19 protein-coding genes are annotated in these 18995 nt (G+C 61.7%); 11 read left to right on the top strand and 8 right to left on the bottom strand.

All coding sequences use genetic code 11. The annotated features are described in order from the left end of the window. Positions 1-13: 13 nt before the first annotated feature. A complete protein-coding gene (locus tag ACOVQ0_RS15270; protein ID WP_421886236.1) occupies positions 14-145 on the bottom strand; it encodes a hypothetical protein in 132 nt (43 codons plus the stop codon). A 76-nt stretch (positions 146-221) separates the two neighbouring features. After that, the gene (locus tag ACOVQ0_RS15265) at positions 222-1127 is read right to left on the bottom strand and encodes a DMT family transporter (protein ID WP_421886233.1); all 906 of its coding nucleotides are present in this window, start codon (positions 1125-1127) and stop codon (positions 222-224) included. 61 nt (positions 1128-1188) lie between these two features. On the opposite strand from ACOVQ0_RS15265, the gene ACOVQ0_RS15260 reads away from it, so the two are divergent. After that, the gene (locus ACOVQ0_RS15260; protein WP_421886230.1) at positions 1189-1407 is read left to right on the top strand and encodes a hypothetical protein; all 219 of its coding nucleotides are present in this window, start codon (positions 1189-1191) and stop codon (positions 1405-1407) included. 150 nt (positions 1408-1557) lie between these two features. Here ACOVQ0_RS15260 and ACOVQ0_RS15255 read toward each other — a convergent pair whose 3' ends face one another. Further along, positions 1558-3099 carry a CpaF family protein gene (locus ACOVQ0_RS15255; protein WP_421886226.1) on the bottom strand — a complete coding sequence of 514 codons (1542 nt, stop codon included), beginning with the start codon at positions 3097-3099 and terminating at the stop codon, positions 1558-1560. Positions 3100-3375: 276 nt separating this feature from the next. On the opposite strand from ACOVQ0_RS15255, the gene ACOVQ0_RS15250 reads away from it, so the two are divergent. Continuing rightward, entirely contained in the window at positions 3376-4266 is an 891-nt protein-coding gene (locus tag ACOVQ0_RS15250; protein WP_421886224.1) for a DMT family transporter, read from the top strand. Between the two features lie 86 nt (positions 4267-4352). On the opposite strand, the gene ACOVQ0_RS15245 is transcribed toward ACOVQ0_RS15250, so the two are convergent. Genes ACOVQ0_RS15245 through ACOVQ0_RS15225 form a run of 5 tightly spaced genes read right to left on the bottom strand, consistent with a single transcriptional unit; the run spans position 4353 to position 9670 of the window. Next, positions 4353-5195 (bottom strand): HAD-IIA family hydrolase, encoded by an 843-nt coding sequence (locus tag ACOVQ0_RS15245; protein ID WP_421886222.1) that lies wholly within the window; start codon positions 5193-5195, stop codon positions 4353-4355. After that, the gene (locus ACOVQ0_RS15240; RefSeq protein WP_421886219.1) at positions 5192-6664 is read right to left on the bottom strand and encodes a biotin carboxyl carrier protein; all 1473 of its coding nucleotides are present in this window, start codon (positions 6662-6664) and stop codon (positions 5192-5194) included. Before ACOVQ0_RS15240 ends, ACOVQ0_RS15245 begins: the two co-directional genes overlap by 4 nt. After that, positions 6661-7995 carry an acetyl-CoA carboxylase biotin carboxylase subunit gene (locus ACOVQ0_RS15235; RefSeq protein WP_421886216.1) on the bottom strand — a complete coding sequence of 445 codons (1335 nt, stop codon included), beginning with the start codon at positions 7993-7995 and terminating at the stop codon, positions 6661-6663. Before ACOVQ0_RS15235 ends, ACOVQ0_RS15240 begins: the two co-directional genes overlap by 4 nt. Before the next feature lie 3 nt (positions 7996-7998). Then, the gene (locus ACOVQ0_RS15230) at positions 7999-8445 is read right to left on the bottom strand and encodes an acetyl-CoA carboxylase biotin carboxyl carrier protein (protein WP_421886213.1); all 447 of its coding nucleotides are present in this window, start codon (positions 8443-8445) and stop codon (positions 7999-8001) included. A 7-nt stretch (positions 8446-8452) separates the two neighbouring features. Next, positions 8453-9670: a Tm-1-like ATP-binding domain-containing protein gene (locus ACOVQ0_RS15225; protein ID WP_421886211.1), complete on the bottom strand. Its 1218-nt coding sequence runs from the start codon at positions 9668-9670 to the stop codon at positions 8453-8455. A gap of 114 nt (positions 9671-9784) precedes the next feature. Between ACOVQ0_RS15225 and ACOVQ0_RS15220 the strand changes: the two genes are divergently transcribed. The 9 genes from ACOVQ0_RS15220 (at position 9785) to ACOVQ0_RS15180 (ending at position 18991) form a co-directional block, all read left to right on the top strand. Continuing rightward, entirely contained in the window at positions 9785-10585 is an 801-nt protein-coding gene (locus ACOVQ0_RS15220; RefSeq protein WP_421886209.1) for an IclR family transcriptional regulator domain-containing protein, read from the top strand. An 85-nt stretch (positions 10586-10670) separates the two neighbouring features. Continuing rightward, entirely contained in the window at positions 10671-11684 is a 1014-nt protein-coding gene (locus tag ACOVQ0_RS15215) for a zinc-dependent alcohol dehydrogenase family protein (protein WP_421886206.1), read from the top strand. 57 nt (positions 11685-11741) lie between these two features. After that, positions 11742-12287, top strand: a complete 546-nt coding sequence (locus ACOVQ0_RS15210; RefSeq protein WP_421886203.1) for a VOC family protein — start codon at positions 11742-11744, stop codon at positions 12285-12287. Positions 12288-12404: 117 nt separating this feature from the next. Further along, complete coding sequence (locus tag ACOVQ0_RS15205; protein ID WP_421886200.1) at positions 12405-13655, top strand: MFS transporter; 1251 nt, start codon at positions 12405-12407, stop codon at positions 13653-13655. A 22-nt stretch (positions 13656-13677) separates the two neighbouring features. After that, the gene (locus ACOVQ0_RS15200) at positions 13678-14619 is read left to right on the top strand and encodes a helix-turn-helix domain-containing protein (protein WP_421886198.1); all 942 of its coding nucleotides are present in this window, start codon (positions 13678-13680) and stop codon (positions 14617-14619) included. Between the two features lie 162 nt (positions 14620-14781). Next, entirely contained in the window at positions 14782-17286 is a 2505-nt protein-coding gene (locus ACOVQ0_RS15195) for a TonB-dependent receptor (protein ID WP_421886195.1), read from the top strand. Between the two features lie 70 nt (positions 17287-17356). Continuing rightward, positions 17357-17890 (top strand): 2,4'-dihydroxyacetophenone dioxygenase family protein, encoded by a 534-nt coding sequence (locus ACOVQ0_RS15190; protein WP_421886193.1) that lies wholly within the window; start codon positions 17357-17359, stop codon positions 17888-17890. A 14-nt stretch (positions 17891-17904) separates the two neighbouring features. Then, positions 17905-18450 carry a 2,4'-dihydroxyacetophenone dioxygenase family protein gene (locus ACOVQ0_RS15185; RefSeq protein WP_421886190.1) on the top strand — a complete coding sequence of 182 codons (546 nt, stop codon included), beginning with the start codon at positions 17905-17907 and terminating at the stop codon, positions 18448-18450. Between the two features lie 7 nt (positions 18451-18457). Then, positions 18458-18991 carry a 2,4'-dihydroxyacetophenone dioxygenase family protein gene (locus tag ACOVQ0_RS15180; RefSeq protein ID WP_421886187.1) on the top strand — a complete coding sequence of 178 codons (534 nt, stop codon included), beginning with the start codon at positions 18458-18460 and terminating at the stop codon, positions 18989-18991. Positions 18992-18995: the final 4 nt, after the last annotated feature.

Genomic DNA, 18995 nt, shown 5'->3' with positions numbered 1-18995 from the left:
CGGGAAATAGCGATCAGTTGATCGCTTCCTCGGTCGAATTGGCGGCAGACTTCAAATCGTCGCCCGCGCCGCGCACGGTGTTGCAGGCGGTTGCGCCCATCAGCAGGCCACCCATCATCGTGGCAAAAACGAACTTGCGGATCATGGCTTTCACCTTTCCATCTTGGGCGAGCGGAGCCTATCCGCCTCATGCCCGATCTGGATGGTAGAACGCCAAATTCTCAGACCGGTTCCAGCGCCTCTGCCGCCTTTCGCCGCTTGCCCAGCACATGTTCGCGCCATGCGATCAGCAGGCTTGCCCCGATGATGATCGGCGCGCCGACCCATGTGCTTGCGGGAGGCATGTGGTTGAACACCAACCAACCCCAGAAGGTGGCCCAGGCAAGCTGCACATAATCCACTACGATCACGCTGGATACCGATCCATAACGCAGCGAAGCCGTCATCGCGATCTGCGCGAACAGGCCCGTCAGCCCGATACCGCCCAGCATCAGCCACCCCGTCAGATCATGGCTCGCACCGGTCTGGAACAGGAACAGCCCCAGCACCGGTGCGCTGATTGCGGAAAAGTAGAAGACGACCGTCAAAGGTTCTTCGGTGCGGCCAAGATCGCGCACCTGAACAGTCACCAATGCGACCATGAACGCCGCCCCGATGCCGACGGCAACGCCGAAAGCTGGCAGATCCCCTGTTTGGGGACCGGCGGTGATCAACACGCCCAACAGGCCCATCAGCACGGCCGTCCAGCGCCAGGGGCCAACCTTTTCCTTCAACATGAATGCTGAAAGGATCACCGCGAACATTGGCGTGGTAAAGCCCAGCACGGTCGCCTCGGCCAGTGGCAGCAATCGCACCACGCCCAGTGTCAGGAACATCCCGGTCCCGCCGATCAACGCGCGCCGCGCGTGAATCCACGGGCGCTGTGTTTTCAACCGATTGAGTTCGCCGCGAGCCGCCAGCCATCCAAAGATAGCCAAGGCCGGGAGCGCCTGCCGCCAGAACAGCGTTTCGGGAAGCGCGATGTCGCGTTCGCCAGTCAGCTTTACCAGTAGCAGCATGACCGAAAACAGCACGGTGGCAAGAAGGCGTAGCGCCAGCGCAAACATCGGTCTGTCTTGGGAAGGCATGATGAGGGCCTTAGGCCAATGCCCCTTGCGATCAACCCCTTCCTTGCCCATCTGGCGGACAATGGAAGACTGGTTTCCCTATCTCTGGCAATTCCACATCGCAGCAGGTGCCATAGCGCTTGTGGTGGCGATAACATCTGTCTGGGCCGAACGTCGCCGTTTCCGCCGCGCCAATCTCGATGCAGTCGGGTTCATGCCGTGGACGGTGATCTACCTGACCACGTTCCTCACGGCCTGCGTGTTTCTGGGACTGGCTGCGCGCGAATGGTTCGCGGCCTAAGAAATCCTCCCTGCCTTTGCGAAGCACAGGCGGGGAGGGAGACCGCCCGCAAAGCGGGTGGTGGAGGGGCAAAGGAAAAACCCCTCCGTCATCGGCTGTGCCGATGAAACCTCCCCGTCTGTGCATTGGCAAAACAGGGAGGAATAACGCTCAGAGGCAAGCCTCAAGATAGGCCTGATCGAACCCGAACTGGCGCGCCTTTTCCAGCGTATAGGGCCGCAGGCCCGAAGGCCGGAATTCGCCGATGATCTTGCCGTCCTCGGTTTCGTCCAGATATTCGAACTTGAACAGTTCCTGCGTCACGATCACGTCGCCTTCCATCCCGATTACCTCGGTGATGTTGGTCGTGCGGCGCGAACCGTCACGCAGGCGCTTGACCTGAACGATGATGTCGACCGATTCCGCGATCTGGCGGCTGATGGCTTCCTTGGGGATCTTGATGTCGCCCATCAGGATCATGTTTTCCATACGGCCAAGGCATTCGCGCGGGCTGTTGGCGTGGAGCGTACACATCGAACCGTCGTGACCGGTGTTCATCGCGGCGAGAAGGTCGAAACATTCCGCCCCGCGAATTTCCCCGAGGATGATCCGGTCAGGACGCATACGCAGGGCGTTCTTCACAAGGTCGCCGATGGTAATCGCGCCTTGGCCTTCAAGGTTCGGCGGGCGCGTTTCCAGCGGCAGCCAGTGCGGCTGCTGCAGGCGAAGTTCGGCAGCGTCTTCAATAGTCAGCACGCGCTCGCCCGGATCGATCATCTTCGACAGGGCGTTGAGCATGGTGGTCTTGCCCGAACCCGTGCCGCCCGAAATCACGATATTCATGCGGCAGGCACCGGCAATTTTGAGCGCCGTTGCCATCTTGTCGCTCATCGATCCGAAATCGCGCAGCATGTCGATCGTGATCGGTTTTTCGGAAAACTTACGAATAGAGATCGCGGTGCCGCGCAGCGAAAGCGGCGGCACGATAACGTTGACGCGGCTGCCGTCCTTCAGGCGAGCGTCGGCCAGCGGTGTGGTCTGGTCAACACGGCGGCCAACCTGGTTCACGATGCGCTGTGCGATCTGGAAAAGATGGCTTTCATCACGGAAGCGGATCGGGGCCAGCACGAGGCGGCCCTTCTTTTCGATATAGGTCTGCTCTGGCCCGTTGACCATGATGTCCGAGATGTCGGGATCGTTCAGCAGTTCTTCCAGCGGTCCGAAGCCGAGCAGTTCATCGATCAGCACCTTTTCCAACGCGAACTGTTCGCGCCGGTTCAGCGTGACTTTCAGTTCCGCCAGCACTTCCAGGATGATCGGGCGGAATTCTTCGGAAAGCTCGTCCTTCGTCAGCGTTGCCGCCGCTTCGGGATCGACACGCTCCAGCAGGCGCGGCAGCACCTGTTCCTTGATCTTGTGAACCGATGCTTCAAAGCCTTCGGCCTGATAGTTGCCTTCGTTGACGCCATTGGCCCTGTCGGCCAGTCGCGTCATGGCGTCAGCTTTCAGTGCCGCGCCATTCACTGCCGAATCATCGGCATCCATCGCGGGCAGCGGGGGGAACTGATCGCCCCCTATTGGCATGGGCACCGGCACGGCAGATGGCGTCGAAGCCTGCTCGCCCGATTTCATGGGCCGTGCAACGCCGAAGGATGGCCTTCCGCCACCGCTCGTCACACCCGCCAGCCCCGTCTTTCGCCCGAAAGCGCTCATCAACAGACCCCAATCCAGTTCAGGCAGGTTCCGCCCGGCTGAACCGGGGCCAAATCTGCCATTGACCGGGTTTAGGTAACTGGAAAACCTTCAAGGATTCCTAACGCCGCTTTTCATCAGCGTAAGGATCAACCACCTGTAAAGCATGTTGGCGCTGGCAAGTGGCGCGAAAAACCCTTTTCAGAATCGGGAATTCCGCATCGGCTGCACTTCGTGTAACGGACCCTCAGCCGACGGTCCTGGTGCCCGGCGTTGACGTATTGTGGAACGTATCACTTGGCACATATCGACAGGTCCGGCCTCCTGCTCGCTCTCGGCGGCTTTGCTCTGCTGTCGGTTGGCGACATCGTGGTAAAGAGCATGGCGGGTCTGTGGCCGGGCACTGCTATCGCCGCGCTGCGCTATGTTTTCGGGGCCATCGGCCTTGGCGTCATCCTGTTCCTGCGCGAAGGTTGGGCCGGTTTCAGCTTCCCCCGCCTGCGCTGGCAAACCCTGCGCGGAGCAAGCGTGGCCTTGTCGGCCATCACCGGCTTCACGGCGTTCCACCTGATGCCGTTGAGCGAGGCGACCGCGATAGCGTTCACCAGTCCGATGATCACCGCGCTGTTGGCGGCAGTGATGCTGGGCGAGCCTTTGCGCCGGGAAACCCTGATCGCCAGTCTCATTGCATTTTTCGGCGTGTTGCTGATCCTGCGCCCGAATGTGGCCTTGCTGGGACCGGTCGCGGCCCTGCCGGTGTTCGCGGCGACCGGGATGGCGTTGCTCATCATCGCCAACCGGAAGGTTGCGGGCCGGGGCAGCGCTTTGTCGATGCAGTTCAATGTTGCGGCCATTGGGGCCGTCATTCTTGTCATCGCCGCAATTGCAGGACATTTCAGCGGTATAGCCTTGTTCGCGGTGCCCGCGCTTCCCACGGTGGTCCTGCTGAAAAGCGCCGGGATCGCCGTCAGCGCATCGATCGCGCACGCGCTGATCTATCTTGCCACCACGCGGACCGGGGCGGCGGCGATTGCGCCGATGACTTATGTCCAACTGCTGTTGGCTGGCGGATCGGGTTGGATACTTTTTGGCGAGCGGCCCGACCTTTTGGCGGTGGTGGGCGCGCTCGTTATCGTTACAGCGGGTTTATATCTCTGGCATTCCGGGCGCGCACCGAATGCGGTGTGAGGTCGGGTGAAAACCGTTTTTATTCATATGCTTGATTTCGATTTTCGGTAAAATCCTGAAGTGCACCTAGATGCACCTAGGCGCACCTAGAGGACATCAAGCAGCGGCTTGAGGTCATCAAGCAGCACCGTAGGCCGGTCTTTTTCAGGCAGGCTGATGTCGCTGCCCATGATGCCCGTCGCAAGGCCTATCGAGGTCGCTCCAACAGCGTTCGCCATCCGCATTTCGAGCGCGGGATCGTCTCCCACCACCACCATGTCCTTCGCAGCCGACCGGGGCAGGTTCATGACCTTCATCGCGGTGTCAAACGCGACCTTGGCAGGCTTGCCAAGAATGCGCGGGCGCTTGCGGGTCATCGCGGTAAGCATGGCGTTGATCGGAAAGCTCGCCCCGATGGCGCGGCCGTTTTCGGTGGCGAAGAACGGGACGTTGCTGGCGGTGACCAGCCGCGCGCCGTTCCATAAGGAGTGGCAGGCCGCCTCCAGGCTATTGAAATCAAACTCGCGGAACCAGCCGGTATAGACTGCTTCCACTCCATCGGCTTCTTCGGCAGGGCCGACCACTTCCAGCCCCGCATCGATCAGCGGGGCGGCGCAGCCGGGATTGCCGAGAACGCGGACCTTGCCGGTGCCATTCTGCCCCAGCCACACCGCAGCAGAAGAAGAGGGGGTGAGCATCTGACCATCCTCAACCGGAAAACCCGCATTTCGCAACGAGTTGGCATAGGCTGCGGGCGGCTTGGCCGTACCGTTGGAGAAGACGACATAGGGCGAGCCATTGGCCTTGAGCGCTTCCAGCACTGCGATGGCATGGGGCAGGGCACGGTGGCCGCCGCTTTTGGCATCGCCCAATGCGATGGTGCCGTCCATATCGAAGATGAAGCCCGCCGCGCCGCGCAGGCGTGCGGCGATTTCTGCGTTCAGTTTCAAAGCGATGCTCCTGCATGAAGGGCGAGGCGAAAGCCGTCGCGTTCGACCACGATGTCGCGAGCATGGGGCCTTGCCGCCAGTTGGCGCAGCAGTGACAGGATCGGCGCGGCGTGGGGTGAATAGGTTGCGCGTGAACGCCCGGCGGCGAGCATGGCATCGACCTGTTCGGCGGGCATGACTGCGCGCAGCAGGAACTCCTCGTCCGGCAGATTGGTGCCGAACTGACGGCGCAGATCGGCAAGTGCTGGAAACATTGGTTCATTTTCCAGTTCACGCGCACGCGGACGGTCCATGATCGTCGCCAGAACCTTGGGATCGACGGGCGAGGTCGGCTTGCCGAACTTGCCCATGCAATAGCGGATCACCTGATCGGAAACCTGAGCATAGCGGCGATCCCCGATCACGTTAAACAGCGCCTGCGTCATGACCATTTGCGGGAAGGGCGTAACCATGATCGGGAAGCCAAGATCGGCGCGGACCTGCCCGGTTTCCGCGATCACCGCGTCCATCCGGTCCGACAGGCCAAGTTCTTCCAACTGGCGCGCGATCGTCGTCATGACGCCACCGGCGATCTGGTGGCGCAGGAAGCTGGCATCGAAGTTCTGCGGGGTGCCGGGGGGCAGGCCTTCGGCTAGCGCAACCTGCTGCCAGTAGGTGGTCAGGCGTTTCAGCGCGGGCTTGTCTATGCCGACGGAAAAGCCTGCCTCTTCAAGGTTGGCGACCATGCGGTTGGCTTCGGGAAGCGATGAGCCATCGCCACCCGGGCCGACGCCGACGTGGATGGCCGAAATGCCCAGCTTTGCGGCTTCGAGGCTGGCCATCATGCCCAAGCCGACCGTGGTGTGAGCGTGGATTTCCAGCGGGCGGTTGCCGATGGCGGCCTTTACCGCCGGAACGAGCGTGCGGGCGCGGTCCACCGAAAGGAGGCCTGCCGGATCCTTGATATAGAACAGATCGATATTCGGGCTTTGCCCCACGGCGCGGGCGAAATCGGCGTAGAACTGATCGGTATGGATTTCCGAGAGGGTGAAAGTGAGCGCCGCCATGACTTCGGCGTTGCCCTCTTCCTTCACCAGCTTTGCCGCTTCGATCACGGCAGGCACTTCGTGCATGGGATCGAGCAGGACGAAACGGCCCACACCGTTCACTTGCAACGCGCGGTAGACGAGGCGCATGAATTCGGGGTCTGCCTGCTGCCACGCGATGAAGCGCAGGCCCGTGGTGATGAACTGCAGCGGCGTGGTGGGCATGGCCGAGGCCATGCGGCGCAAGCGTTCCCACGGATTGTTGCGGAAATAGCGGACCGCGACGGCCATGTGGCTGGACGAGGTAAAGTCTATCGCGCGGAAACCGCAGGCTTCGGTGAGCGCGGCGGCTTGCAGCATGTGCGCGGTGTTGAGGCCGGTTGCGCCCCAAAGGCTCTGGTTGCCATCGCGCATGGTGACGTCGACAAGGCGGATATCGGTCATTGCGCTAGTCCCGAAAGGAAGCCGGTATCGACGCCGCCCGCGATGAAGCGCGGGTCTGCGATGATGCGGCGATGGAGCGGGGCGGTGGTCGGCAGGCCTTCGACGTGCAGCGATTCGAGCGCTTTGCCGAGGCGTTCGACCGCCTGTTCGCGGCTTTCGCCGTGGACGATGAGCTTGCCCATCAGTGAATCGTAGAATGGGGGAACTTCCCCGCCGAGACCGATGTGGGTATCGACGCGCACGCCTTCACCCGCAGGCCATGCCGCGCGGGTGGCGCGGCCCGGTGAAGGGCGGAAATCGGCGTCCGGGTCTTCGGCGTTGATGCGCACTTCGATGGCGTGGCCGACCGGGCGGATCATCGCCTGCGTAAGCGTGAGCGATTTGCCCATCGCGACGAGCAACTGCTGTTCGACCAGATCGACGCCGGTGATCGCTTCGGTGACGGGGTGTTCGACCTGGATGCGGGCGTTGAGTTCAAGGAAGTAAAACGAGAAGTCTTCTGCATCGACGAGAAATTCCGCCGTGCCTGCCCCGCGATAGTTGAGGTGCCGGGCGAGGCGGACTGCGGCCTGTTCGATTCCTTCCCGCGCGGCCAAAGGCATTGCGGGCGCAGGCGCTTCTTCGACCAGCTTCTGGAAGCGGCGCTGGATCGAGCAATCGCGGGTGCCGAGATGGATGGCGCTGGTGCCATCGCCCAGCAATTGCACTTCGACGTGCCGACCGCGCGCAACGAAGCGTTCGACATAGACCGCTGCGTTGCCGAAAGCGGCCTGAGCTTCTGCTTGCGCCATGTCCAGCGCGGTATCGAGGTCTTCGGCACGGTCCACCCGGCGCATCCCCTTGCCGCCGCCGCCGGATACGGCCTTGAGCAGGAGCGGGTAGCCGGTTTGTGCGGCGCGGGTGTGGACATCGGCGCGCGTGGCCGCTTCGCCACCGGGAAGAACGGGCAGGCCCGCTTCGACCGCAAGCGCGCGGGCGGCGAGTTTATCGCCCATGCCTTCGAGCGTTCGGATATCCGGGCCGACGAAGCGGATGCCTGCGGCTTCTATTGCGCGGGCAAAGGTGGCGTTTTCCGAAAGGAAGCCATAGCCGGGGTGGACTGCATCGGCACCCGAACGGACGGCGGCGGCGACCACCTTATCAACCGACAGATAGCTCTGCGACGAGGGGCCGGGGCCGACGATCTCTACATGATCGGCCATCTTTGCAGGCAGTGAGGTAGCATCGGCTTCGGATGCGCCGAGCACGGTTTCGATCCCCATGCGACGCGCGGTTCGGATAACGCGGAGAGCGATTTCTCCGCGATTGGCGATGAACAGTTTTTTGATCATGGGTCAGGTCAACTTGATCAACGGTGCGCCCTTGGCGACCAGCGTGCCATCGGGAACGAGGAGTTCGGCCACCGTGCCGCTGCGCCCGGCGTGGACCGGGTTCATCAGCTTCATCGTTTCGACAATGCCGACCACGGTTTCGGGGCCAACTTCATCGCCCGGCTTTACAAACGGCGGCGCACCGGGCTGTGGGGCGTGATAGAACGTGCCGGGCAAGGGCGAGCAGATCGCCTCAGGGTCGGCTTGCATGGTGGCGGTTTCGGCGGCGGCTTCTCCCGCTGCGCCTGCCCATTGCCATTCCTGCGTCAGCCCACCATCGGCCCCTTCGCCCTGCGCCACGCGCAGGCGGAAGCGGCGGGTGGCGAGATCGAGTTCGCGGTAGCCCGATTTTTCGAGGATCGCGGTGATTTCCGCGATGTCTTCGTGGGTAAGGGGAAGGTCATCGGTCATGATCGGATCAGTTCTTTGCGGCCAGCATTTCGCGCGCGGCAGCAATCACCGCGTCGGAAAAAGCCTCGTCGTTGAAGTGGGAATCGATGGCGGTCACGGGCACGTTTTCGGGCATGACCTGCGCCAGATATTCGGCGAAAGGGGCGGGGACCGAGAGATCCTGCAGATGCCCCTGCGCGCTGTCATGGCTTGAGAAACCGCCGAGCGGGGTGAACACGCGGACCGGGCCGTTCGCTTCGCGCACATTGGCTGCGAGGTGATCGGCAAGGCGCTTCAGATCATCCACCTTGGTGCGCACGGCGGTGAGCTGGGGATTGTGCATATGATAGCGGCGACCGGGGAACTGCGCCTCTGCCGCATCAAGCGGGCCGCCAATGATGAAATCGGCATTGCCGGGCGCGATGATCGTGGGGATGCCCTTGACCAGCGCGGCCTTGCCACGATCCGGGCCTGAATCGGCAAGTCCGCCGAACAGGTGATCGAGAATTTCGGTCTGCGACAGGTCGAGCACCAGCGCAACGTCCTTGTCCTGTGCAAGGCCATCGAGCGTGGGGCCACCTGCGCCGGAGGAGTGGAAAACCATGACCTCGCAGCCATCGGATTCAAGCGCCTGACGGATGCGTTTGACGCTGACTTCGGTCGTGCCAAGCGTGGTGATCAGGACCAGCGGCTTGTCCGGGCCTTTATCGCGGTCATAGCCCTTTGCCATGCCTGCCACGGCATTGGCGGCATTGCGGAAAACATCGCGACTGATGGTGTTGATGCCGGAAATATCGGTCACCGCGTTCATCATCGCGATGTCCTTGATCCCCATGTAGGGCTTGGTGAAACCGGATGCCATCGTGGAGACGATCAGCTTGGGCAGGCCGTATGGGAAGCTCTGCATCAGCGCGCCGGCGAGGGCCGAACCCATCGAGCCGCCGACCGCGAGAATGCCGGAAACGGGGGCTGTTTCGTCCCACTGGTGGGCGGCCGCGATGGCCCCGCGAATCATCGCTTCCTGGCACTTGCCTTCGTGGTGCAGGGCGCGGACCTGATCGATGGTCATGCCGCCAGCTTCCGCAACCATTTCCGGCGATATTTCCGCATTGCCGAGCGTGCGGCGAACGCTGGGATCGAGGTGGACCACATCGACGCCCGCAGCCTCAAGCACGGCGCGGGTGAAGCGGGCTTCTTCTTCCTTGGTATCCTGTGTGCAGATGAACAGGACGCTTGGTTTGGTCATTTTTGGTTATCCTCTCCGTCCGCCTTTGGTGCGACAGTCCGGTTGACATTGCACGAGGGTTTCGGGATTTTGCGTTCCACAAGGTGAAACACGGATTTTGCCGGGAGAGGAAAGATGCTGGAACGCCGGGTGAAAACCGTGCGCGCGCTGGAGCGTGGACTGGACGTGTTGATCGAAGTGCAGACGCGCAAGGCGGCGAGCCTGCACGAGCTGCATCAGGCAACAGGCCTGCCCAAGGCGACGCTGCTGCGAATGCTGGTCACTTTGGGGCAGAAGGGACTGGTGTGGCAGAGGCTGGCTGATGGAGCCTATTTGCCGCATGTGGACCGCGTGGAGCGGGCGTCGGTAACGTCACCTGCGCATATCGCAGAGATTGCATCTCCGCACATGAAGGCGCTTTCGACGCGGGTAGCCTGGCCTTCGGTGCTGGCCGCGCCGCGACTCGACCATATGGAGATACTGGAGACGAACAGCCCGCTGTTTCGACTTGATTCGGCAATTCTGGGGCCGGTTGGGGTGAAGCTATCGTACATCCACACCGCGACAGGGCGCGCCTATCTGGCGGCATGCGGGGATGCGGAGCGCGATTCGATCATCAATCGTCTGCGTCCGGCCAATCCGGCTGAAGGCAGCGACGTGGAACTGCGGCAGATGCTGCAGACGGTGCGTCAGCGGGGCTATGCCACGCGCGATCCGCTGTTGCCGTGGCCAGACCGGTCGAAGCAGATGATCCTGCGCGACGGGCGGCGGTCTATGGCAGTGCCGATCATCGTTGGCGGATCGCCCATCGCCACGATCAACGTGACGTGGCCGGGGCGGCGGGGCGCGGATGAGGCCGTGGTGCAGCGGCACCTCGAAGCGTTGAAGGCGACTGCTCGGGCGATTGGGACGGCGTTGGAACAGAACCCCAATTAAATTTCACTTGGTGAAATCAGTTTGTCCTGCTGATTATCTCTTGGCGCTGAATGGGTGATGTTCAGGCCACAGGGAGAGAACGAGAATGCGTCAGTGGCTGATTTCCGCAGGGTCTACCTCGCTTGACGACCTGAAACTGGTCGACACCGCAGAGCCGCGCCCCGGTGCGGGCGAAGTGGCTGTGCGGGTGCGGGCCTGTTCGCTGAACTATCGTGACCAGATCATTCCGCTGGGCTTCTACATGGGCGGCGTGGTGCAGCAGGACACGGTGCCGCTGTCTGACGGCGCCGGTGAGGTTGTGGCGGTGGGTGAGGGCGTGACCTCGGTTGCCGTGGGTAACCGGGTGGCTGGCATCTTCTTTCAGGACTGGATGGAAGGTCTGCCGAACCCCGGCATGGGCGTGGCGCTGGGCGCGCCGCCTGCGCCGGGAATGCTGCAGGACATGGTGGTTCTGCCCGAACGCGGCGTGGTCAAGCTGGCCGAAACGCTGGACTTTGCGCAGGCAGCGTGTCTGCCTTGCGCCGGGGTAACGGCATGGAACGCGCTGATGGAGGGGCCGCGTCCGGTGAAGGCCGGGGATACGGTGCTGGTGCTTGGCACCGGGGGCGTATCGCTGCTGGCCTTGCAGATTGCCAAGGCGGCAGGCGCAACCGTGATCGCCACATCATCGTCGGACGAAAAGCTTGAGCGCGTGAAGGCGATGGGGGCGGATCATGTGATCAATTATCGCACCACGCCTGAGTGGGGCGCGGAAGCTGCGCGGCTTGCCGGTGGCGGGGTGGACAAGGTGGTCGAGGTTGGCGGGGCGGGCACGCTCAAGCAATCCATTGCCGCCGTGGGCTTTGCCGGAGAGATCGCGCTGATAGGCGTGCTGACGCGCGAGGGCGATACCAATCCGCATGGGCTGATGTTCAAAGGCGCATCTATCCGGGGCATCTTCGTGGGGTCCAAGGGCATGGCACAGCGGCTGAATGCCTTCATCGATACGCATGAGATCAAGCCGGTGGTCGACCGCAGCTTTGCAATGGAGGAGGCGCGCGAAGCCTATGCGTATCAATCTTCGGCAGGGCTGTTCGGCAAGGTTGCGATAACGCTTTAGAGTTCAGAGTTTTTGCGTTGCCGCACGACAGAGGCGGGGCGCGAGGAGAGGATGGGAATGGCAAACTTGCTTGGCTTCGGCCAGCCCTTTGGCGGTGTGATGCAGACGGCTTTCGTGGTAGAGGACGTGCGCGCTTCCATTGCCCACTTCCAACGCGATTGTGCTGCAGGCCCGTTCTTTCTGCTCGATCACTTTCTGGGGCCTGACCAGACCTATCGTGGAGAGGCTTCGACAGCCGATGTCACGATTGCGATGGGCTTTGTCGGCCACATGCAGATCGAGCTGATCCAACCGCTCGACAGCAATCCATCGGTCTATCGCGAGACGATCGAGCAGCGAGGGTTTGGTTTCCATCACTTCGGGATTGCCTGCGCGGACGTGGAAGCTGCGCTGCCCGACTATCTGGCGCGGGGTTATGCGCTTGCTTTCAAGGCGGCGGTGCCGACCGGGGGAAGCGTTGCCTATCTTGAAGGTGGGGATGCGGCGGCTCCGGGATTTCTGGAACTGATCCCCGCAACGCCGGGCATGGACGCGCATTTCACGGCGATGTGGAAGGCTTCCCAGGGCTGGGACGGTTCCGATCCGGTGCGGCCCTTCATCTGATCCGTTGCGCGCTGGTCCCGGTCGGGATGCGCGCCAATGCAAGAGAGGAGAGCAAAGGCGACCTAGAGTGAGGGCAAGACCGGCAACGACCGGCGGCGAGGATATCGGGAGAACGTGATGTTGGCAGGTGCAGGCACAAAAGCCGGAACGGCGCGGGGGAGCGGATACCAGATCTGGGTAACCGCGCTGCTCAGCCTGAATTTCGGCATCCTGTTCTTTGATCGCAACGCGCTCAATTTCCTGATGCCGTTCGTCCAGCCGGATCTGCAACTGAGCAACACGCAGGTCGGTATGTTCAGTTCGGCATTGTCGCTGACCTGGGCGCTTTCGGGGCTGGCCGTCGGGCGAATTTCGGACAAGCTGGGATCGCGCAAGCCGGTGATCGTGGTGGCTACCGTGGCGTTCTGCCTGTGCTCTTTCATATCGGGCGCGGCGTCATCGTTCCTGATGCTGCTGGGCGCGCGCCTGCTGATGGGCGCGGCGGAAGGCGGGGTGATGCCGGTCAGCCATTCGATGATCGTGGCTGAAGTGGCGCCCGAGCGGCGCGGGCTGGCGATGGGCGTGGCGCAGAACCTTGGTTCCAACCTGCTGGGTTCCGGGCTTGCGCCGATCCTGCTGGTGCCGGTGGCCGTGGCTGTGGGCTGGCGCACGGGGTTCTACCTTGCCGCGCTGCCGGGGCTGGTGACAGCGGCGCTGATCTGGTTCACACTGCGCGAACCACCTGCCGAGGCGCACGACGAAGCTGCACCGAAAGTGACTCTGCGCGAGGCGTTTGCGCACCGTAACGTTATCCTCTGTGCGTTGATTTCCATCCTGCTGGTGTCCTATCTGGTGGTCTGCTGGGCGTTCATGCCGCTGTTCCTGACCAAGGTGCGCGGTTTCGATCCCGAAACGATGGGTTGGCTGATGGCGACGCTGGGCATTTCGGCGGGGCTGGGCAGCTTTGTGGTGCCCGCCATTTCCGACGCGATCGGTCGGCGTCCGGTGATGATCTTCTTTTCGTTCCTTGGTGTGATCCTGCCGCTGGCGGGACTGTACTATCAGGGTTCAACCCTGATGCTGGCGGGCATCTTCTTCTTCGGGTGGGGGCTGAACGGCCTGTTTCCGATGTTCATGGCGACGATCCCGGCAGAGTCGGTCGATCCACGTCTTACGGCGACGCTTACCGGCGTGGTGATGGGTACGGGCGAAGTTCTGGGCGGCGTGCTGGCGCCGTTTCTGGCGGGCGCACTGGCCGACATTTATGGGCTTTCGGCGGCACTCTGGCTGATGCTGGTCTGCGCCGTGCTGGCGGGTGTCTGCACGCTGGGACTGATTGAATCCGCGCCGCGCGTGATTGCGCGACGCACCGCTCCGGCATTCGCCTGAGCTGGTTTACGGGAGAACGACGATGAGTGCGCTTCTCAGGTTTCATACCGGCGACGTGGCTCCGCCAGATCGGGCACGTTACTGGAACGAGATCGCAGACCGCGTTTTTACAGGGACGTTCGTGAACGTGCCGGGTCAGGATTTCTCGGGGCGGATGCTGGCATGGCGAGTGGGCCAGTTGGACATGATCCGCACGGATTCCACGCATTCTGCCGTGGGTCGCACGCCCTTGCCGCAGAATGAGGAACGGCTGATCCTGCACCTGCAGTGCCGTGGCAGTAGCGAACACAACCAGAAGCAGGCCGAATGCGCGCTGGAGCCAGGGGATTTCGTGCTGGCCAGTCCGCATGAACCTTATTCGATCAAGCTGACCGGCCACGAAATGCTGGTGGTAGAGTTCCCGCGCGAGCCGTTGGCGGAGCGTTTTCCCGGGATCGACGACGCGCTGATGCAGCGTATGTGCGGCGCCACGCCGGGCGGCCGCGTGTTCCACGATTTCCTGCTTTCGTTGTGGCAGCATGGTGAACGGGCGGGCGAAGACCCGGAATGGGAATGCGGGATGAACGCCGTGTTCTATGACCTTGCAGCGATGGCCATGCGCGGGGCGCAACGTCCGCTGTCAGTCCAGCCGGAGATCGATCTTCGCAAGAAAGTGACTGCGATGGTTGCGGCGCACCTTGAAGATCCTTCGCTGCGCACGGCATCGATCGCGGAAACCTGCCGGATTTCCATGCGGACAGTGCAGAACGTGTTTGCCGCGATGGGCACGACGCCCACCGCCTATATCCTTGAACAGCGGTTGCGGCGCGCTGCGGACCGGCTCGTCGCGCGGCCGGATGCGAGCATTACCGAAATCGCGTTCGAACTGGGCTTCAACGACAGCGCCTATTTCACGCGGTGCTTCCGCCAGCAGTTTGGCGTGGCGCCGAGGGACTGGCGGATGGGCAGGCAGCCTCATTTGTGAAGGAGTGGATGCTGCGCAACACGGGATTTGCGCAGCAGTCCTGATCGGCTTGCGCGTGAGTGCAAGCAACTGATCGAACCAGCATCTATCACGCTGGCGAGATCTTGGGAGCAGGGCTGAAAGGCCGTGCTCCGCCATCAAGACCAACAGGGAGAGAAAAGCATGAGAATTGCATCGGTATCCATTGCCGCAATGGCGGCGGCTATCGCCGCACCGGCATTTGCGCAAGACAGCGCTCAGGGCGAGGAAAGCACAGGCGGCATCGCGCAGATCGTGGTGACGGCGCAGAAGCGCGCAGAAAACGTGCAGGACGTGCCAATTGCGATTTCGGCATTCAGTGCAGATGCGCTGCAGGAGCGTGCGGTTGGCAGCGTAGCTTCGCTTTCGAACATTTCGCCCAACGTCACGCTTGACGCGGGCACACCGTTCTCGGGTTCGTCTGCCGTGCTTTCGGCCTTCATTCGCGGCATTGGCGCGAACGACTTTGCGTTCAACATTGATCCGGGCGTGGGCGTCTATCTTGATGGCGTCTATCTTGCCCGTTCGGTCGGTGCGAACCAGGATCTGCCGGACGTCGAGCGCATCGAAGTGCTGAAGGGGCCGCAAGGCACGCTGTTCGGTCGTAACACCATCGGCGGCGCGATCTCGATCGTGACGCATGATCCGGGTGACGAGTTCCGTTTCAAGGGCGATGTGACGACGGGCCGCTTCGGTCTGCTACAGACGCGCGGTATGGTCGATCTGCCACTGACCGACGGGCTTGCCGCATCGGTCAGCTTTTCGACCAAGAACCGCGATGGTTACGTGAAGCGCGTGGCTTTCCCAGGTGCGAGCAATTTCGATTCAACGCCGATCACCAATTATAAGGCAGCCGGTTACAAGAACATCGGCTATGGCACCGAAGGCGGCGACAACAGCTGGAACCTGCGCGGCAAGCTGCGTTACGACAACAAGACCAACCTGCGCATCACGCTTTCGGGCGATTACAGCAATATCGACCAGTCGCAGCTTCCCAACACCGTCATCGCAACGACCCCTGCCGTGTTTGCGGGCACCTATAACTGCGCGATCCAGGGTATTGTCACTGGCGATTGCGGGGGCGGTCCGCCTTCTTTCGCCTACATCGGCGGCATCGGCGGGCTGAACAGCATCTTCGACAACCCGACCGTGTTCGGCGTGAATGTGGATTCCAACCCGAACAACAACCGCCTGCCTTATGACAACCGCTTCGTGTCGAACGACATCGACGTGTCCTATGCCAACGGCAACAACTACTCGCAGCTCAAGACCTATGGCGGTTCGGGCACGATCGAGTTCGACCTGTCCGACACGGTGATGATCAAGTCGATCACTGCCTATCGCGAACTGCACTGGAATGCAGGCATGGACCTTGACGGGTCGCCGCTGAACTTCCTGCACACCAGCTTTACCATGAACCAGTATCAGTTCAGCCAGGAACTGCAGCTGAACGGTTCGGCGATGGACAAGAAGCTGAACTATGTGCTGGGCGCATACTTCTTCAAGGAAGCGGGCGACCTGCACGACTATGTGACCTTCGCCGAAGGCTTGCTGCAGGTTGACGGGCCGAACGATCTTTCGACCAAGAACTACGCGTTCTTCGGCCAGGTCGACTATCGTCCGACCGAACAGTTCGGTATCACCGTTGGTGGTCGTTATACCAAGGAAAACAAGACGTTCGAAGGCTTCCAGTCGGATGCCAACGGGCTGACCTACAAGATCCTCAATCAGGTTGGCGTGCCGCCTTGCGCATCGATCAATCCGATCACGGATGCTTGCCGCATCGCCGCCGGTTTCCCCAATCAGGGTGAACCACTGCGCTATTACATTGCGGGAACCCAGCGCAAGTCGTTCAGCAACTTCGCGCCCAAGGTCGGCTTGCAGTACCACCCCGGCGAAGACGCGATGCTCTATGCCAGCTGGTCGAAGGGTTACAAGACCGGTGGCTGGACAACCCGCCTGTCAAACCCGCTGCCCACCGCGCCCGACTTCAACGAAGAAAAGGCAACCACGTGGGAAGTTGGCGTGAAGTCGATGTTCCTCGATCGCCGATTGCAGGTGAATGCTGCGGCATTCCTGACCAACTACAAGGGCATCCAGCTGAACTTCCAGCAGGGCGTTTCGCCGACCATTCAGAACGCTGGCGATGCGCGGATCAAGGGCTTCGAGGTTGAGGTTGTTGCGGCCCCCACCGACGGCTTCCTGATCAATGCTTCGGTCGGTTACACCGATGCCTATTACACGGCGGTGCTGGCTGGTGCGCAGGTTGCGGCCAATCCGTTCCAGGCAGGGGTGTTCCCGAATGCCGATCTGCCCAAGACGCCAAAGTGGAAGTTCAACGTCAGCCCGCGTTACGAGCTGTCGGTGGGCGGCGATGCCAAGGTGGTCATTCTGGGTGACTGGACGCACACCACGTCGCTGTGGAACGATACCGAGCGTGCCTTCCTGTTGCAGCGCGGGCCGACCGATATCGTCAATGGCAACGTGACCTACAAGTCGGGCAACCATTGGGATCTGACCGCAGGCGTGACCAACATCACCGACGAACGGTATCTGGTGACCGGTCAGGCACAGATTGCCGGTGGCCAGTTCTACGGCACCTACAGCCGTCCGCGTGAATGGTTCGTGCGGCTTGGCGTGGAGTTCTGAGTGATCTGAACGCGGGCGGGGCTGGACCCGTTCAGCCCCACCCGCGTTCGACTTTTTATGGAGACAACAGATGCCTGAGGCACCGCACGCCGAATTCTGGAAGGACATCAAGCCGGTCGCCAAGGTGTTCCGCGAAGGCGGACTGCCCGAAGTCTATCTGCCGAAGATCGCAGAGGGCGATGAGCGGTACTGGGTGCCGATATCGGAGACGGTGTTTTCCAAGCCCGTCTGGATCAGCCCTTCGAAGAACATGTGGGCCGATGTGCTGATGAGCAAATCGGCGGGGCTGGTGAACCGCCATTATCATCCGCATCCGATCTGGGCCTACACGATCAGTGGCAAGTGGGCCTACCTTGAGCACGAGTGGACCGCGACCGCAGGCGATTTCGTTTACGAAACGCCGGGCGAGAGCCATACACTCGTCTGCTATGAACACGAAGATCCGATGAAGGTGTTCTTCGTGGTTTCCGGCCCGCTGATGTGGCTGGACGAAGATGGCAACACCACCGGCCATTACGACGTGTTCGATTACATGCAGGCCGCGCGCGACCATTACGAGAAGGTCGGCATCGGGGCCGACTATGTTGACACCCTGATCCGCTGAGAGGATTTTCGACCATGAGCACTGCAACCGTGATGACCGCGCCGCCTTCGAACAAGGCCGAGATCGTGGATGTGCCCTTTGCGCACAGGGAACTGGTGGCGCGGCTCAGCCCCGGGGGCCGCTATATCGATGCGCAGACCGATGTGGACAGCCCTTGGGTGCCCTTTGGTGACAATGCTGCGATCAAGCATCTGGCGTTCGACGTGCGGCAGAACCTGTTCTCGAACATCCTGTGGGTGAAGGGACCGGGCGTGATCGGCACGCATTTTCACCGTGGCACCATCACGATGGTCTGCCTCGAAGGCAGCGTGCGCTATCTGGAATACGATTGGGTGGCGACGCCGGGCGGGCTGATCCTGGAAACGCCGGGCGAGAGCCACACGCTTGTCACCGACCATCCGCAGGGCTGCAAGCTTTTCGGGTGGATGCAGGGACCGATCGACTTCTACGACGAAAACGCAGTGTTGGTAGATACCACCGATGTCTGGTGGTTCATCAATCACTACGAAACGTACTGCCGTGAGAACGGCATCGCCATCAACCCCAAGCTCTATCTCTGAGGCAATCATGGGCACGATGACTGCGCCGCCATCCGGCGCTTACAAGATCGTCAATGTTCCCGAACTCTATGGCGATCTTATCCGCGCCAAGGGTGTGGAGGGGACTTACGTAGGCTCGTCCGAGGCGGAAAGCCCGTGGGTGCCGTTTGGCGAGAATGCTGCGATCCGGCATCTGGCGTTCGACGTGCGCGAGAATGTCTATGTCAACGTTTTGTGGATCAAGGGCCCGGGCGTGATCGGCACGCACAAGCACCGGGGCAAGGTGTGGGCGGTGGGGCTGGAAGGCTCGTTCCGCTACCTTGAATACGACTGGGTGTGCCGTGCAGGCGATTTCATCACCGAAACGCCGGGCACCGCGCACACACTCGTGACCGATGATCCCAACGGCATGAAGGCGTTGTTCCACATGCAGGGCGCGAACGAGTTCTTTGACGAGAACGGCAACCATGTGGAGACGCTCGACGTGTGGTGGTTCATGAACCACTATGAAAGCTATTGCCGCGAGAACGGCATCGCGATCAATCCCGCGCTCTATCTTTAGGGGC

Source organism: Novosphingobium sp., from assembly GCF_049240505.1.
GTDB lineage: Bacteria > Pseudomonadota > Alphaproteobacteria > Sphingomonadales > Sphingomonadaceae > Novosphingobium.
This window is presented reverse-complemented; position numbering and strand designations above follow the sequence as displayed.

Excerpts from the sequence above, each read along its gene's own strand:
- ACOVQ0_RS15200 (WP_421886198.1), top strand. The coding sequence starts at position 13,678 with ATGAGTGCGCTTCTCAGGTTTCATACCGGCGACGTGGCTCCGCCAGAT.
- ACOVQ0_RS15215 (WP_421886206.1), top strand. The coding sequence starts at position 10,671 with ATGCGTCAGTGGCTGATTTCCGCAGGGTCTACCTCGCTTGACGACCTG.
- ACOVQ0_RS15185 (WP_421886190.1), top strand. The coding sequence starts at position 17,905 with ATGAGCACTGCAACCGTGATGACCGCGCCGCCTTCGAACAAGGCCGAG.
- ACOVQ0_RS15195 (WP_421886195.1), top strand. The coding sequence starts at position 14,782 with ATGAGAATTGCATCGGTATCCATTGCCGCAATGGCGGCGGCTATCGCC.
- ACOVQ0_RS15205 (WP_421886200.1), top strand. The coding sequence starts at position 12,405 with ATGTTGGCAGGTGCAGGCACAAAAGCCGGAACGGCGCGGGGGAGCGGA.
- ACOVQ0_RS15220 (WP_421886209.1), top strand. The coding sequence starts at position 9,785 with ATGCTGGAACGCCGGGTGAAAACCGTGCGCGCGCTGGAGCGTGGACTG.
- ACOVQ0_RS15180 (WP_421886187.1), top strand. The coding sequence starts at position 18,458 with ATGGGCACGATGACTGCGCCGCCATCCGGCGCTTACAAGATCGTCAAT.
- ACOVQ0_RS15235 (WP_421886216.1), bottom strand. The coding sequence starts at position 7,995 with ATGATCAAAAAACTGTTCATCGCCAATCGCGGAGAAATCGCTCTCCGC.
- ACOVQ0_RS15190 (WP_421886193.1), top strand. The coding sequence starts at position 17,357 with ATGCCTGAGGCACCGCACGCCGAATTCTGGAAGGACATCAAGCCGGTC.
- ACOVQ0_RS15230 (WP_421886213.1), bottom strand. The coding sequence starts at position 8,445 with ATGACCGATGACCTTCCCCTTACCCACGAAGACATCGCGGAAATCACC.
- ACOVQ0_RS15255 (WP_421886226.1), bottom strand. The coding sequence starts at position 3,099 with ATGAGCGCTTTCGGGCGAAAGACGGGGCTGGCGGGTGTGACGAGCGGT.
- ACOVQ0_RS15260 (WP_421886230.1), top strand. The coding sequence starts at position 1,189 with ATGGAAGACTGGTTTCCCTATCTCTGGCAATTCCACATCGCAGCAGGT.
- ACOVQ0_RS15270 (WP_421886236.1), bottom strand. The coding sequence starts at position 145 with ATGATCCGCAAGTTCGTTTTTGCCACGATGATGGGTGGCCTGCTGATG.
- ACOVQ0_RS15265 (WP_421886233.1), bottom strand. The coding sequence starts at position 1,127 with ATGCCTTCCCAAGACAGACCGATGTTTGCGCTGGCGCTACGCCTTCTT.
- ACOVQ0_RS15210 (WP_421886203.1), top strand. The coding sequence starts at position 11,742 with ATGGCAAACTTGCTTGGCTTCGGCCAGCCCTTTGGCGGTGTGATGCAG.
- ACOVQ0_RS15240 (WP_421886219.1), bottom strand. The coding sequence starts at position 6,664 with ATGACCGATATCCGCCTTGTCGACGTCACCATGCGCGATGGCAACCAG.
- ACOVQ0_RS15225 (WP_421886211.1), bottom strand. The coding sequence starts at position 9,670 with ATGACCAAACCAAGCGTCCTGTTCATCTGCACACAGGATACCAAGGAA.